This is a genomic window from Microcoleus sp. S13_C5, assembly GCF_036700845.1.
Classification (GTDB): domain Bacteria; phylum Cyanobacteriota; class Cyanobacteriia; order Cyanobacteriales; family Microcoleaceae; genus Microcoleus.
In genome coordinates, this window is the sequence record NZ_JAUBPR010000142.1 from 1 (window position 1) to 14,514 (window position 14,514).

The window sequence follows — 14,514 nt, forward strand, 5'->3', positions numbered from 1 at the left end:
TTTCGCGATAAATTCGGTTTAGCAATTTCAAGGAAAGTGGATTGATATCTCGAAGTAAAAACATATAAAACTTCTTTAAACACAACTTGATATTTTTTATTATATCATATTAGTTGTTTGTGTAATTAATTTTGTTTGACTACTTAACAGTGGCCTTGTTTCGGCACCCCCGCTGCCAGACAACACGTTGGCAAAGATCCCCTTGAAGGCTCTCGCAAACGATCTTGTCTTCAGTCAGGATGATATGAACAAGCCATTGCAAGATGTTGTTAACGAGCTAGAGTCTAGAAATCGATATAGAGTCATTGTGGTTGACGCCGACAAAAAATATGTCAACATGGTCTACAGGATCAATGCATCAGCGTTTTTAGTGCAGTCTCAGCCTGAAGGTTCAAATCCGCAGAGGGATCAAGGGGGTGATCCAGTCTCGCCACCGCCAACACTAAAGAACTACCTTGACTGGCGACATGAACAGGGAGAAAAAGCTCAGCCTATAGTAATCTTCCTGTCCGAGAGCGCAACCCTGGCTGATGCCGATGCCAAGATCAAAGAAACAATAGGGTGCAGAGATGCGATCGTAACAACCGACGGGAAAGATACAAGTCCAGTGGTGATTTATGTTACGGATACCGACATCAATGAATATAAGCAGTGACCGCACATAACACCAGTAATCGCTCTTGTAGGTTAGGTTTCTTTACGTCAACCCAACATCTTTTACTAACAGACCTAACCAGTTCTGTTATCTCAAGGCTTTAGCGACCTAACAACACCCATGCACACCGACCGCCGAGAGGTTATCTGCAAGTATCAAAGATGGTCGCGGCGGGTGATGGGCACCGTTATCCTGCAAGGCGTTGGCTTGTAAAGCGCACTCTGGGTTGGCTCTCGAAGTGTAAAGCTATCTGAGTGCGCTATGACAAGAAAGCTTGTAACTATCTCGGTATGATTAAGTTGGCTTGCGCGTTGCTTTGGTATCGTCGTTGCTGGCGTTTATCCATTGCCAATTAATTGATCATTCGATGCTTCTCAAATTTGTCCTTCCATTTTGAGAGAGTTTCTTAATGCTAATCTCCAGGAATTTTCTCAACGAGTCAGCTTTATCGTCGGGTGAGAAACAGGAGTTAAATTGTCACCGCAAACTGCCTATGAACAGATTGAGGCATTGTGGAAAACCTTACAGCGATCGCACCAGGTTGATTTACCAATCGCCCGGTACTTCAAGAAGTTGTAGGTGCGGAGGGTTGGAAAACGATCAGATTTCAGTGCCTCATGCCCTGTTTATTTAGACTGGGGTTGCTGATAATAGACCGATAAGATCCTCCATCCGCTCGATAACTTGGTGGGCACCAGCCGACTCAAGAGCATCTGCACGGCTGCTTCGTTCATCCTCGCTTATATGAGTTCCCCCTACATAACCGATAATCTGCCCAATTCCAGCGGCAACCGCAGCCCTTACCCCACTGAGAGAATCTTCAACTGCCACGCAACCCGAAACTTCTGCGTCCAGACACTTCACTGCATATAGGTAGATGTCAGGAAGCGGCTTGGGGCGCGGAACGGGGAGAGAGTCGTGAGCGCTAAATACCTGCTCGCTTGGGAAATAGTCAGTCAGGGCTGCAGAACTAAGGCAAGCACTCAGCCGCTGTAAGCTGCTGTTACTTACAAGTGCATATTCAACTCCGTCGTCGCGTAGGGAAGACAGCACTTGGGGCGTTCCTTCTGTCGCTTTTGCCTCTATAGTAAGCCGTTCAATCGCTCTCTTTTCTTCTTCAGCCACTAGCTTGTCAATATCGCGCTCATTAAGACTGGTTAATGGATCAGGGTATAGCTTTTTGAGTATTTCCCTGTATGGTTTCCCGGCGAAGCTTTTAACAAAGTCCTCAAGCTCATAATGTTGAGCGCCAGGGAACTCACGAGCCACTTCATTTGTCAGCCTCCATGCGCTCTTAAGTGCTATGGTTTCACTGTCAACAACAGTTCCGTCATGATCGAAAAGCAGCACCAAATCATGCTGAAACGGTTTCATTTAAAAGACCTCCCTCACTGTAATTTTTAAGCGTAGTCAATAGTCCGTGGGTCTGGAGATCTCGCAAAGCTTGTTGGCATTCATTATCTACGACCTCTGTCTGTTCGCAATTCTCCAATCCCAGAATCCCGCTAATAACTGCGCCTTCTTGAATCGCTGTAATTGCGCTTTGGGTATCCTTGGCATGATAGGGTTGACCAGACTCGCTCGCCTCTTCTCTGACTGCAAGCAGCCACGCCGCAACAGGAAGTATAATCCGCTTCATGCTGACTTTTCGGCTATAAGCATCCTGAAGTATCGGAAATATATACTTGCCTACTTTCCTCGCTGTTTCTGAAGAGATTCTCTCAGTAGTATCAGGAAGAGCCTCGTTACTCAGCCTTAGTAACACCTGTTCCATATATTGTTCACACATCTCGCGAGGCACTGGTGTTGCTGCTGCGATATCGTCCATGAGAAGCCGAATAAACAACTGGAATTCCGGTAGGGCGATCGCCTCGTGCATATACTCTATACCTGCTCTTACAGCTAAACAGGCTATGAAGGAGTGTACTGCATTCAAGAATCTCGACTTCATATACAGAAAGGGAGTGATGTCGCTAGTCATAATCACCCCCGTATCTTCCCATTTGGGTCGATCGCCTGTGAATTTGTCTTCCACGACAAACTGCCAAAATGGTTCGGTTACAATGGGTGCGCGATCGCGAACTTGCAACAGTCGGCTGGGGTAGTTATAGTCGGATTCTTGCTCTTGAGGCACAATCCTGTCTACCACTGAATTAGGGAACGTCGCGTTATCCATGATGTATTCTGCAAGCTGAGGATCGATCAGATCAGCGTAAGCTAGCACTGCTTTTTGCAGGATCTCCCCATTTCTTGGAAGGTTATCGCAAGAAAGTGTGGTGAAGGGGGTCATTGAGCGATCGCGTCGTCGGCGTAGCGCCTCTACGATAAAGCCAATTGCAGTTGTTGGAGTGGAAGGATTTTGCAGATCGTGCGCGATGTCTTCATTCGCTGTGTCGAGATTAAAATTCTTGTCTAGATGGTAGCCTCCTTGAGTAATAGTAAGAGTCACCAGGTGTACAGAGGGAGACGCCATCTTTTCAAGCACATACTGGCACTTGTCTCTACCATTAACTATTTCTCTGATAGAACCGATAACTTCAGCTTCCTCACGATTTTGAGCGCAACTAGAGTGTTTGGTCAAAGTGTAAAGGAATCTCTGCGGTTTCAACCTAGTAATGGTCTCTTGACTCTGGAGGCTAACCCCACAAATCCCCCATCTCTGCTCTTGGAACCCCTTCTGTGCAAGATAGTTATGTATTATGTAGGCAAGGTGCCCCCTAAAAAAACGACCTGGCCCGAAATGGACGATACCAGTCTTAAGCGCCCTCCTGTCGTAAAGAGACTGTTGCCTCCATAAACCAGTTACAGTACCGAAGCGAGAACTTGAAGAAACACTGGGGGGTCTGAGTAAGTTAACCATGAGACTTCTTAAATAAGTTTGATAAGGTAAAATGAAAATTGGTCAGTCTGGGTATACCCAATGACCTAAAAGCAACACAAATGTCTCAAACTGCGAAAATTTCGGGTATCCTTTGTGCCATCTACAAAGAAGCGTATTACCAGATGGTAGTTAGGGTGTGACAGATAGAGCAGAGAAAGAAAAAATCAGGTAAACCTAATTAAGAATCAAAGCTCAATTGGTCATTAACCGGAAGTAAGGCACAAGGGTACGCGACCTACTGCAACTTTGTTCAACTTTGGCAAGTGCGTAAGCCGAATGTATGTCCTATAAGGCGCAAATGGAGTGCTTTTAATTCTGGCTTGAGATTCCCCAATAACTCTGTAGACTTTGATGTTATTTCCCTTGGTCGCTGCTATCCTCCGTATTCAGGAGAATCTACAAACAATTCTTTATAGGGACTTATAACAACAGGGTAATTAGGGTCTGATAGGTAGAACAGAGAAAGAAGAAATCAGGTAAACTTAATTAAGTATCAAAGATCAAGTAGTCATTAACCTGAAGTAAGGCACAAGAGTACGCCACATACTGCCACTTTGTTTAGCTTGGGCAAGTGCGTAAGTCGAATGTCTTTCCTACAAGGCGCAAATAGACTACTTTTAAGTTATGCCTTTAGATTAGCTAATAGCTCTGTACACTTTGTATGTTATTTACTTTGGTGGCTGCTATCATCTGTCTTGAGGAGAATATACAAATAATTCTTTAGAGGGACTTATAACCACAATCAAGCGTATACTTCGCTACAAGCAGTTAAGTTAGAGTTTGGCGTTTGTGTAGCAAGCGTCCAAAAAACAACGCTTGCCTTGAAAATTCCTGTCTGTAGCAGATGGCTGATACAGATTGCAAGTCGGTTTCAGTCTGTCGATAAATTTTTAAAGTTTCCTCACTCATTCTCTAAAATTGGAATTACGACTCGACTAATTGAGGAAGGGATAGCGGAAGTGCAGCGGGATGTCAGAGCACATTACTCAGATGTTGCCGCCAACATGCTGGGATTGTTGGAACCGAGGGAAGGTGGAACTGTACTTCAAACACCGCTACAAAGCGTTTAATTATCGCATCGAGAAACTGGCAGAGTATTTCGTGTTTCCCAATGTCAAGCGCACTCTGCGGGATTTGTTTGAAATGGAAGCAAGAGTGCAAGCGTGATGTTGAGCTGCATGCGATCGGCTTGTGCTGGGTGATGTTGAGTTGGATGTGTCGGTTCGGGGTGAGTGCGATCGTCAAACAAAAACGTAGACGAACGCCATCTCCGATTTCTAATTCAGCTTCAGGGAACTGCAGAGCGTTTTTGAATGCGCCCAAAAGAATGGGAACGGTCTCAATTAGCGTCTGTCAGGAAGTACCGTTCTCCACAAAGGTTTTCAGCTTTGAAGCGTTGCGAACGGCATTTCCCTCTCCGTCGTTGTTAAAGTAGACGAACACAGGTCGCCCTTGACTTTCCCACTCGTGGATGCGATCGGCCCACCAATGCAAATCATCATCCGAGTAGGAGCCGCCATAGAGATTGTTGGGGTCGGGGCCGTGGAGGCGCACATAGACGAATGAACCCGTTGCGCGCAGGATACACGGAAGGTGGGCGCCGCTCATCACGCAGTAAGCCGCTCCTTCGCGTTCTAGCAGCGAAAATACCTCTTCTGTGTGCCAGCTTGGGTGTCGGAATTCGACAGCTACTTTGATCCAGGAGGGCACCTGTTCTAGAAAGTAGGCTAGGCGAGCCAAATCGCAGCCGAACTGGGGAGGAAGCTGGACGAGCAGAATACCCAGTCGATCGCCCAGACATTGAAGTCCCTCACTCATGCGTTCCAACCACTTTTCTGGCGAGTAAAGACGCTTGGAGTGCGTTAGACCACGGGGCGCTTTTACGGTCATCAGAAATCCTTGGGGGAGGCGCTCTCGCCAGCTAGCAAAGGTAGTGTTTGGTGGCCAGCGGTAGTAGGTGCTATTAACTTCGACGGTTTGATAGTGTTGGATGTAGCGATCGAGCCTAGAGCGAGGCGGTAGCTGGTGGGGATAAAGCACACCTTCCCAGTGGTCGTAACTCCAACCTGAAGTCCCAATATGAACCATCAAATCCGGGTTCGTTATCGCTTCCATGATTCGGCTTTAAATCGCTACTACACAAACTTTCGTCCCAGCAGAGAGGGACTAAGAATTTGATATTTGAAAACTGGATGCGATTGAATTAGTTGGCTCGATCGCTGCTACCTCCCTCTGTAGCTTTTTCTACTGCTTCCCGTGCCGGCGTAACTGCTTCGCCCACGTTATTTTTTACCGATTCTATAAATCTTTTGGTACTGAGGGCGATCGGTTGGTCAAGATTCAGCTTTTCTCGGATATTGTCAACGGCATCATTTCCGCCCTTCTCGATATCGCTTGTGGGCTGGCGATCGGGACGGGCAACTTCGTAAGACGTAGCTTCTGGGGTTAAATGTGTAGCGTTCGCTTGCATTTTATTGCCCGAAAATTCCAATTCGGAGCTAAAAATAAGCGCTATTCCTACAGCAAAGATTATTCCAACTCGCAGGCAAGTTGTAACTAAGCGCGATGTAAACTTTTTCATTGAAAAACTCTATTTTTTCTGTGACGACTGTAATACAGAATAATTTCGGTTGTTGGTTTGCAAATCTATCTAAAGATAGGACTTGTGGCAAATTTATGGTGTTAGCATCCTTCCAAAATCAACCTCAACAAAAAAATTTTTGGCGCTGCGGCGTCAACAGGCGACCGATCGCAACTACGAACTCAAGAAAGGTACATTTACTACTTCCCCTGACACCGATCCGAGTTGCACTTTCAGTCCTTCGCCGCCCGCTTTTGTGCGGATGTAAGCAAGACCAAAAAAGCCGGATTCCGTTTCCGTAAAACTGGTGAGTTTGCCGACTTTTTCTTCTCCGATTGTGACTGCTGTTCCGGGTTCAACCGCACCGCTCAACTGTAGGCCCCAAAGTTCCTGTTTGACTCCTTTGTAGGTGTTCAACCGGGCAATTGTTTCTTGACCGATGTAGCAGCCTTTGTCATAGGTAATCGTGTGTAAAAGGCGGGCTTCTAGGGGGTTGTAATCATCTGTGAGTTCAAAATCGGAGGCCGGGCGTCCTTGTTCGATTCGCAGTTGTTCCCAAACTTGATCGCCCATCGGTACGGCCCCAGCTTTGACTAATTCCTTCCACAAGTTGGCTGCATCGCAAGCTTGTGCAATTAACGTGTATCCGGGAGTTGCTAAACCGCTACCAACCGCAACTCGGATGTCCATACCTGCAAAATTTATCAATTTGTGAGTAGCGTAAGGTTTATTTTCAAGTTCGGTAACTCCGATTTTTTCTAGTAGTTGAGTGCTTTCCAGGCCGAGGAAACTGAAAGCAACAGTTGTATCGGTTAAATCTGTTAACTCGACGCGATCCATTGGGAAAATATAGCGATCGAGCAATTCCAGCAATTGGCGGCGGCGGTTGGCTGAAACTAACAACAGTACGGCATCTTCTGTAGCGTAAGCGGTGGCGAGGTCGATCGTCCGGGCGGTGGATGTGACGAAAACGGTGTCGCAACCTTGACCGGGTTTGAGTATATTGAAGTTATTGGTACTTTGATTGTGCAAGAACCGCAGTCGATCGCTGTCTGAGATTTGAATGCGTCCCCAGTGAGTGCGATCGTACAAAGCCGCACCTTGTTTAGTTGCTGCGATCGCTTCTGCGTCGTTACCAAAACTGACTGGCACAATCTCTTTGGTTGTTAACTCTGCAAAAGTAGCACCGGCCGCTGCTTGAATGTCGTGCAATTCTTGAATCATAAGATTTTGTTGACTGTTAACTGTTGGCTGTTGGCTGATTAGTGTTGACTGTTAACTACTGCTTTCCTGTCAACTGACAACTGACTATTTGCCCAAATTGGCGAATATTTCTTGTATTAATTGACTGGCTTTGGCATCTAGACGATTCCAATCTACATCGCCAGTGTCCTCCTCAATTAAGCTAGTATCAATTACAACTTCCTGGCTTTGCAGTTGAGTGTGGGCGGGCTGGTAGTTGAGAAAGCAGACTCGATAGCAAAGTTCCCAAATATCGATACATCTTTGCTCGCCTTGAAGCTCTAAAATTAGTTGATAGCCCGGAATGGGAATCTGCACTTCTTGATAAGTACCCGTCCAGACAGACTCCTCTAATTGTTTGCGGATGTTGTCGATCACTCGGATCATCGCTGGCTGCATGAGCAGTTCAGCTTGCTGCCACGCGATCGGGCTGGTTATTTTAGGCTTCATATACAAGGTTCTAAAAAAGAAAATCAATAAATTAATTTTCTAGCATTGGGTGCCAACTTTTGAGACATCCGCCACAGAATGTTAAATTTAGTCGTCACCCAATTCCACATTCCACCCTCAACAGCAACAGCCGTTCTCGGCTTGACGGCTAAAAACGGCTGAAACTGTTGATATTGAGTTGTCCGATGGGTAATGTAGGATTTGAACCTACGGCATCCTGCGTGTAAAGCAGGCGCTCTACCACTGAGCTAATCACCCAATTGCACTCACCGGGATTTATCATATCACAGTAACTCAGAAAGATCAAGTAAAAAAAATCCTAAACTTTAAATGCCCTCTGGCCGCACCCACGATCAAATAACCCTGTGGAGTTTGCCCTTGGTGGCAGCCCTCACCTTTGGCCAGACTCAGAGCAGCAACCTGACTTTGCTCGTTTCCGGCAGTTTCTTATTCGGCGGGCTGATGTTTGGCCCCGACTTGGATATCTACTCCTGCCAGTATCAGCGCTGGGGATGGTTCAAACCGATTTGGCTTCCGTACCAAAAAAGCCTGCGCCACCGCTCTTTTTTGTCCCACGGCCCTCTGATCGGCACTGCTTTGCGAATCTTGTACCTCGCTATCTGGATCGTGGTTTTCGGATTGTTGGGATTGGCAATTGCCGAAAAAGTCGGGAACTTCGGCGGGAATTGGCAGGATGTGGTTTTGAGTTATGGGCGATCGCTCTGGGAACACCACATCGAAATTTTAGCCGTTTACATCGGTCTAGAATTGGGCGCTATGAGCCACTATCTGAGCGATTGGGGAGGCTCGGCTTACAAAAGATTCAAAAAAAAAGGATTGAGCGGGTTGCGGCCTCCTAAGACAATTAAGAGGCGAAAAATCAAAGCTCCCAGTCGCACATCTAGCAAATCTAAAAGGTAAATTCCGATGTCTAATTCCCACAGCCGATCGCTCACAGCACTAAAAGAACTTATAGAAGTTGTGGCGAAATTGCGATCGCCAGACGGCGGATGTCCTTGGGATTTAGCCCAAACTCCCCAAACTCTAGTTCCTCACATCATAGAAGAAGCTTATGAAACCGCCGATGCGATTCGCAAAGGAGATAAAGATGCGATCGTCGAAGAATTGGGCGACTTACTGTTACAGGTAATTCTGCAAGCTCAAATTGCCAGCGAATCCAATCAATTTACCTTCGCCGAAATCGCTGCGGGCATTACAGAAAAACTAATTCGGCGACATCCCCACGTCTTCGGCGATGTCGAACTCAACAGCGTCGATGAAGTCAACGAAAACTGGGAAAAAATCAAAGCAGCAGAAAAAGGCACAACTTCGGAAAAGCCGCCAACTTTAGCATCAAAAATGAGCCGTTATGCCAGCACTTTGCCGCCGATAACCGCCGGGATGAAAATCTCTCAAAAAGCTGCGGAAGTGAGTTTTGATTGGGACAGTGTAGACGGCGTTTGGGAGAAATTTCACGAAGAAATCGCAGAATTTGAACACGCTCTCAAACACGAGGATAAGGCAGCGCAGCAGTCGGAATTAGGAGATATTATGTTTGTGTTGATTCAATTAGCTCGCTGGTACGATTTAGATCCGTCGGCTGCTTTGCAAGGAACAAACGATCGCTTCGTGCAGCGGTTTGCGAAGGTAGAGGCTGCGTGCGATCGACCTTTGTCGGATTATGCCCCAGAAGAGTTAGAATTTCTGTGGCAGCAAGCTAAAGCTTTAATTGCTAAACAAAAGGGCGATCGGTAATCAATCACCGCAGATAAACAAAGATAAAATGACATCAGCGTTCATCCGCTAATATCTGCGGTTCAAAACTCCCCATCTCAAGAATTTGGTTGCATCAGTTCAGATGTCAGCAATCAACTACTCGTAAAGCTTCGCGTCATTGTACGGCGGATGTTCGCAGGCGATATAAAGCGCATTTGTCGGTTCCAGGGCTTCGCCTGTCACCGGGTCGATCGGCTTGAGGACAAAGCATAACAGACTGAGCGATCGCCAATCCAAACTTTCTAACTTCCCGCGTTCGTAGCGACTAACAGTAGCATTACTAATACCGACATCTTTTGGTACAGGATCTCCGGCTGTCCTAAACAAAGCGGCCTCGTATTCTTTTGTGACCATTTCTGTTTCAATAATTGACCAGCCCCGAATCTCTCTAGCTGCTTTCAGAAGTTTGCCCAATCTACCGCGTCCCGTATCCGTAAATCGCACAGGGCGCAGTTTTTCCTGATCGACGACAGCCTTAAAGTCAAGAAATCCCGGCATTTTACAGATCCAATTTAACTCTTAAGCTAGCTGTACTTTTGCCTTGCTCAAGGCAGCACACAGGGTTTGAGCATTACACATTTAGAAACATTACTGCAACTTTTCTGCATTCGTGTAGAATGATATGATATAGTAAGATACAAAGACGAACACCAACTAACTCACCCAAGTTCAGGAGTGACTCAGCCATGACACCACTGTTTCGCCGCATCCAACCCTCGAAAAAGCTCCGCATCACCGTCAGGTCGATCGCCCAACTGCTCAAAATCAGCCAAAATCAAATTAAGCGAGTCGAATCTTGGGCTTTCGTGGTTTTCGTCCACCATCGGAATAGAGGCGGCCTGTTTGTCAGCTACCGCAGGCTGGAAGAATGGCAAAATGCGATCGCCCATCATATCCAAACCTGCCCCACCCTTGGAGAACTCTCGCAGCTCAAAACATCCATTCACTACGACAGCCGGAAATTCAAAAAACAATTTCTCCCAAAAACACTTGACTTTTTAAATCAAATGTGCATTGAAAGACAAGACGAACTCAACATCTGGGAAAGCTTAAACTGCATTGCTTCCTAGCAGAAATGAGGCAGATTTCCTTGCCAAAAAACAGAAGCGAAACATTTGCGAGCAATTGCGAGATAAAATCACCCCAAAAATCACCCGCGAATGCTCCGCCACATTGATGAAAGCAATCACCAAAGCAATTAAGACATTGCCTGAGCGATATAATCAAAATAAGGAGCTGCTTCCTTAGCATCATCCTGATTGAGCAAAGCCAAAGAAGCTTCCTTCAAACAGCGGATAGCTTCGACCATGCCAGGAACAGGAACGCCGAGAGAATTATACATTTCCCGAACGCCAATCAAACCGATGCTTTCGATCGGCTCCTTGTCACCCGCCAAGATACCGTAGGTAATCAGGCGCAAGTACCAGCCGTAGTCGCGCAGACACAAAGCCCGTTCGCGCTGGCCGTAAGCATTGCCCCCAGGAGAGATAAAATCAGGTCGTTTTTTCCAGAGTTTTTTACTAGCTTCTTCAACAATTTTCTTCTCACTGTCAGACAGCGCAGTAGCAATACGCACCCGCTGTTCTCCGGTTTTAAAGAAATCATTGATACTTTGGAGTTCGCCGGTACTGGGATAACGAAGTTCGTCGTCGGCTTGGAGAATAAATTGGCTAACTACGCTCATTGTTATTCAAATTTGAGGATAACATTAATAAACATTCCCATCTGTTGGCGACGGGATTCTTGGTTCGCAGACTTGCCTTGCTCCTAACATTTATCAATCCTAGAAGTAGAGGGTAAATCTCCCCAAGCGTTATGCTTGATGTTCAAGCCAGTTTCCTTGTGTTCCAGGGTACTGGGGGAAAAACTCAAAAATTGCGAGTGAGAGTTTTGATGTCGGCAGACAGTTTGACTGTTTAACGAGTTTTTGCTACATCGCCCCAACAGCCGATCGCACCGACGGGATCGAGGCAACTCGCGACAAGCTTGACTCCCCGGTTGAAGCTTGGCTTTAGCAGCAAGACGTTCAGCAGCAGGAAGACAGCCTGCAATTGAGTTTGAGTGCGATGGCTTACGCCTCGCTTCTTCGCTACGACTTATCTCAGGAAAGAGAGAGCGATATTGCATTACCATATTAAATCCTACCACGACTACTTGTGACCAAATCTAAATTCCCCACCCCAAACTCGACGAAATTGGCAAACCCTTGCCAGCAAGGTCAACTGATTGAGATAGAGATTACCGACTTGACAGACACCGGCGACGGAGTTGGTCGTTTTGGTGAGTTAGTAGTGTTTGTGCCCGATACCGTGACGGGCGATCGAGTCGTTGTGCGCCTCGTGCAAGTCAAATCCACCTATGCTACAGGCAAGCTGGACACACTTCTCGAAGCATCCGAACACCGCATCCGAGCTAACTGCATTGTCGCCGACAAGTGCGGTGGCTGTCAGTGGCAGCATGTAGATTATCAATATCAGCTTGCAGCCAAGCAAAATCAAATCATTCAAGCCTTAGAACGGATTGGCGGATTTAGCAATCCGCAAGTTGATGAAATTTTAACGGGAAAAATCGAGGGATTTCCCCAATTTTTGGGATATCGCAACAAAGCGACTTACCCCGTGGCAATATCTGCAACAGGTCAAGTCCAAGCAGGTTACTATCAAAAAAGCACCCACAAATTAGTCAATCTCAATCAGTGTCCGGTGCAAGACCCGCGCCTCAATCCTTTGTTAAAAGAAATCAAAGAAGACATCCACTGGCGGGATTGGCAAGTCTACGACGAAAAGAAACATACAGGAGAATTGCGTCACTTGTCCTTGCGGATCGGACGGCGCACCGGCGAGATGCTGCTAACTTTAATAGTTCGCAGTGGAGAGTTGCCGGGACTCGAAGAGCAAGCATCAGAGTGGCTGAAACAATATCCTCAACTGGTAGGTGTTTGTTTGAATATAAACCCCGCTCAAACTAATGTGATTTTTGGTGCGGAGACTCGCTGCATTGCGGGTCGTTCTTATCTGCGAGAAAGATTTGCTGGGATGAATTTTCAGCTAAGAGCAGATACTTTTTTTCAGGTAAATACAGAGGCGGCTGAAGCGTTGTTAGAGGTGATGGTAGGGGAATTGAATTTGCAGGGAAACGAGGTTTTGGTTGACGCTTACTGTGGCATTGGTACTTTTACTTTACTCCTGGCAAAACAAGTAAAAATAGCCCTAGGTTTAGAAGTGCAATCGGCGGCGATCGAACAAGCCCAATTAAATGCTGAGTTAAATGACGTGAGAAATGTCGAGTTTCAGGCGGGAACTGTAGAGAGTTTGCTGCCTTCCTTGGGATTGACACCGGATATTGTGCTGCTAGATCCGCCGAGGAAAGGGTGCGATCGCGCGGTTTTGGAAGCTATCAAGGAAATCAAACCAAATCGCATTGTTTATGTTAGCTGCAAGCCTGCTACTTTGGCTCGCGACCTGAAGATTTTGTGCGAAAATGGGGATTATAAGTTAGCGCGAGTGCAGCCTGCGGATTTCTTTCCTCAGACTTCTCATGTTGAGTGTGCGGCGTTTTTGGTGCGGTGAATGAAAGGGCGATCGGTTTTTGGGAATGAAAGGGCGATCGCGCTTATTTGATTCTTGGCATTTTGGTGGAGTATTATAATACTATTAGTGCTAAGTTCTTAAGTGCGTGGGTTTGGATAGAATGGAAACTAGGTCTTTGAGTAAAGTCTATGTCCGCTAGGGATGTTTTCCATGAGTCTGTGAAATCCGCTCTCCTGAAGGATAATTGGGTAATTACCCACGATCCGCTGAAGCTAAAGTTTAGCGAAGACGATCGGCTTAGGATTGACTTGGGGGCGGAACAGCTTTTAGCTGCAGAGCGAGGTGTGCAGAAGATTGCGGTGGAGGTTAAAAGCTTTCTGAGTGAATCAGCTATGTTTGATTTCCACCTAGCCCTGGGTCAATTTTTGAATTATCGACTAGCACTCAGAAATTTGGAGCCAGATCGATCGCTCTATTTGGCAGTTCCCATCGCTGCTTATAATTCATTTTTCTCTCGTGCTTTGCCCCAAGCGGCGATAGCTGAGTACGATTTAAAGTTGTTAGTATACGACCCTACTAATGAGGAAATTGTAGAATGGATAGATTAGCTAAATATCGGCAGATTGTTCGCACTTTTTTGATGGAATATAGCAAGACTAAACCTATCAATGACGACATTGAAATCCAGGTATTATTAGACACAGAACATGACCATTATCAGATAGTAGATTTAGGTTGGGACGGTCACAATCGGATTTATAGTTGCCCGATCCACTTAGACATCAGAGATGGGAAAGTCTGGATTCAACGCAATCAAACCGATGAACTGATTGCTGAGGAGTTAGTGCTCATGGGTGTGGCACGAGAGGATATTGTTTTGGGGCTTCAGCCTCCCTATGCAAGGCAGTTTACGAGCTATGGTGTTGCTTAGGCTGCTGCGATCGCACTTATAATGTGTTGTCACAAGGGCGATCGCTTTTGGGAATGAAAGGGCGATCGCTTTGTTTAATTCTTTTCATTTTTGCTGACTGTTATAATACTATTTATGCTAAGCTCCTGTAGAGATAGATCCAAAAAGCAATGACATCAGCTTTAATTTATCCTCATATCGAGAAAGTAGCGGGTCAACCCGCACGGTTGCAGCGGATACCCCGCGTGCGGGTTGCTCAGATTGTGATGGATTATCTAGCTTACGGTTGGTCAGTGGAAGAAATGTGTCGCCAGCATCCTTATTTGATGCAGTCAGAGGCTCATGCAGCAATGGCTTATTACTTCGACTTTCAAGCTGAAATTGAGCAGGAGATTCGGACGGAATGGGAGCAGGTATAGCATTTCTTAGAAAGATGAGGTATAATATAACTAACTTAAACGGAGTGAAAAATATAGAAGTTCAAAATGT

At 46.2% G+C, this 14,514-nt stretch carries 18 protein-coding genes, 1 tRNA gene and 1 pseudogene; 10 read left to right on the plus strand and 10 right to left on the minus strand.

Translation table 11 applies throughout. From position 1 onward, the window contains the following. Positions 1–244: 244 nt before the first annotated feature. A complete protein-coding gene (locus QUA04_RS25225) occupies positions 245–655 on the plus strand; it encodes a hypothetical protein (RefSeq protein ID WP_333262310.1) in 411 nt (136 codons plus the stop codon). Between the two features lie 471 nt (positions 656–1,126). Continuing rightward, a pseudogene (locus QUA04_RS30050) lies at positions 1,127–1,234 on the plus strand (DUF7219 family protein); the annotation flags it as partial. Between the two features lie 51 nt (positions 1,235–1,285). Here QUA04_RS30050 and QUA04_RS25235 read toward each other — a convergent pair. Together QUA04_RS25235 and QUA04_RS25240 are read right to left on the minus strand one after the other, a co-directional pair. After that, on the minus strand, positions 1,286–2,029 hold the full coding sequence (locus tag QUA04_RS25235) for an HAD family phosphatase (RefSeq protein ID WP_333262313.1): 744 nt from the start codon (positions 2,027–2,029) through the stop codon (positions 1,286–1,288). Further along, complete coding sequence (locus tag QUA04_RS25240) at positions 2,010–3,515, minus strand: mannitol dehydrogenase family protein (protein ID WP_333262316.1); 1,506 nt, start codon at positions 3,513–3,515, stop codon at positions 2,010–2,012. The genes QUA04_RS25235 and QUA04_RS25240 overlap by 20 nt, the downstream gene beginning before the upstream one ends. Positions 3,516–4,505: 990 nt before the next feature. On the opposite strand from QUA04_RS25240, the gene QUA04_RS25245 reads away from it, so the two are divergent. Continuing rightward, positions 4,506–4,703, plus strand: coding sequence for a hypothetical protein (locus tag QUA04_RS25245; RefSeq protein ID WP_333262319.1), 198 nt, complete (start codon positions 4,506–4,508; stop codon positions 4,701–4,703). A gap of 186 nt (positions 4,704–4,889) precedes the next feature. Here the strand turns inward: QUA04_RS25245 and QUA04_RS25250 are convergent, their stop codons facing one another. The 5 genes from QUA04_RS25250 to QUA04_RS25270 all read right to left on the minus strand — a co-directional run bounded on the left by QUA04_RS25250 (position 4,890) and on the right by QUA04_RS25270 (position 8,067). Next, on the minus strand, positions 4,890–5,651 hold the full coding sequence (locus tag QUA04_RS25250) for a DUF72 domain-containing protein (protein WP_333262321.1): 762 nt from the start codon (positions 5,649–5,651) through the stop codon (positions 4,890–4,892). An 88-nt stretch (positions 5,652–5,739) separates the two neighbouring features. Beyond that, positions 5,740–6,006: a hypothetical protein gene (locus QUA04_RS25255; protein ID WP_333262324.1), complete on the minus strand. Its 267-nt coding sequence runs from the start codon at positions 6,004–6,006 to the stop codon at positions 5,740–5,742. Between the two features lie 285 nt (positions 6,007–6,291). Beyond that, on the minus strand, positions 6,292–7,341 hold the full coding sequence (gene ygfZ, locus QUA04_RS25260; protein WP_333262326.1) for a CAF17-like 4Fe-4S cluster assembly/insertion protein YgfZ: 1,050 nt from the start codon (positions 7,339–7,341) through the stop codon (positions 6,292–6,294). Between the two features lie 84 nt (positions 7,342–7,425). Beyond that, positions 7,426–7,809, minus strand: a complete 384-nt coding sequence (locus tag QUA04_RS25265) for a hypothetical protein (RefSeq protein WP_333262329.1) — start codon at positions 7,807–7,809, stop codon at positions 7,426–7,428. 186 nt (positions 7,810–7,995) lie between these two features. Then, positions 7,996–8,067 (minus strand) — tRNA-Val (locus tag QUA04_RS25270). A 72-nt stretch (positions 8,068–8,139) separates the two neighbouring features. Between QUA04_RS25270 and QUA04_RS25275 the strand changes: the two genes are divergently transcribed. Next, positions 8,140–8,730 carry a metal-binding protein gene (locus QUA04_RS25275; protein WP_333262332.1) on the plus strand — a complete coding sequence of 197 codons (591 nt, stop codon included), beginning with the start codon at positions 8,140–8,142 and terminating at the stop codon, positions 8,728–8,730. A 6-nt stretch (positions 8,731–8,736) separates the two neighbouring features. Then, positions 8,737–9,564 carry a nucleoside triphosphate pyrophosphohydrolase gene (gene mazG / locus QUA04_RS25280; RefSeq protein WP_333262335.1) on the plus strand — a complete coding sequence of 276 codons (828 nt, stop codon included), beginning with the start codon at positions 8,737–8,739 and terminating at the stop codon, positions 9,562–9,564. A 117-nt stretch (positions 9,565–9,681) separates the two neighbouring features. On the opposite strand, the gene QUA04_RS25285 is transcribed toward mazG, so the two are convergent. Beyond that, entirely contained in the window at positions 9,682–10,083 is a 402-nt protein-coding gene (locus QUA04_RS25285) for a helix-turn-helix transcriptional regulator (RefSeq protein ID WP_006634106.1), read from the minus strand. 188 nt (positions 10,084–10,271) lie between these two features. Between QUA04_RS25285 and QUA04_RS25290 the strand changes: the two genes are divergently transcribed. Continuing rightward, positions 10,272–10,655, plus strand: coding sequence for a hypothetical protein (locus QUA04_RS25290; protein WP_333262338.1), 384 nt, complete (start codon positions 10,272–10,274; stop codon positions 10,653–10,655). 128 nt (positions 10,656–10,783) lie between these two features. Here QUA04_RS25290 and QUA04_RS25295 read toward each other — a convergent pair whose 3' ends face one another. Both QUA04_RS25295 and QUA04_RS25300 read right to left on the minus strand, forming a co-directional pair. Further along, the gene (locus tag QUA04_RS25295; RefSeq protein WP_293336342.1) at positions 10,784–11,269 is read right to left on the minus strand and encodes an allophycocyanin subunit alpha-B; all 486 of its coding nucleotides are present in this window, start codon (positions 11,267–11,269) and stop codon (positions 10,784–10,786) included. An 83-nt stretch (positions 11,270–11,352) separates the two neighbouring features. Then, a complete protein-coding gene (locus QUA04_RS25300; RefSeq protein WP_333262341.1) occupies positions 11,353–11,718 on the minus strand; it encodes a hypothetical protein in 366 nt (121 codons plus the stop codon). Between the two features lie 23 nt (positions 11,719–11,741). On the opposite strand from QUA04_RS25300, the gene rlmD reads away from it, so the two are divergent. From rlmD to QUA04_RS25320, 4 genes are all read left to right on the plus strand, one after another. Continuing rightward, positions 11,742–13,154, plus strand: coding sequence for a 23S rRNA (uracil(1939)-C(5))-methyltransferase RlmD (rlmD, locus tag QUA04_RS25305; RefSeq protein WP_333262343.1), 1,413 nt, complete (start codon positions 11,742–11,744; stop codon positions 13,152–13,154). Between the two features lie 149 nt (positions 13,155–13,303). Continuing rightward, positions 13,304–13,723, plus strand: coding sequence for an element excision factor XisH family protein (locus QUA04_RS25310; protein WP_333262346.1), 420 nt, complete (start codon positions 13,304–13,306; stop codon positions 13,721–13,723). After that, a complete protein-coding gene (locus tag QUA04_RS25315; RefSeq protein WP_333262349.1) occupies positions 13,711–14,046 on the plus strand; it encodes a XisI protein in 336 nt (111 codons plus the stop codon). Before QUA04_RS25310 ends, QUA04_RS25315 begins: the two co-directional genes overlap by 13 nt. Positions 14,047–14,195: 149 nt before the next feature. Continuing rightward, positions 14,196–14,444 carry a DUF433 domain-containing protein gene (locus tag QUA04_RS25320; RefSeq protein WP_333262351.1) on the plus strand — a complete coding sequence of 83 codons (249 nt, stop codon included), beginning with the start codon at positions 14,196–14,198 and terminating at the stop codon, positions 14,442–14,444. Positions 14,445–14,514 lie beyond the last annotated feature (70 nt).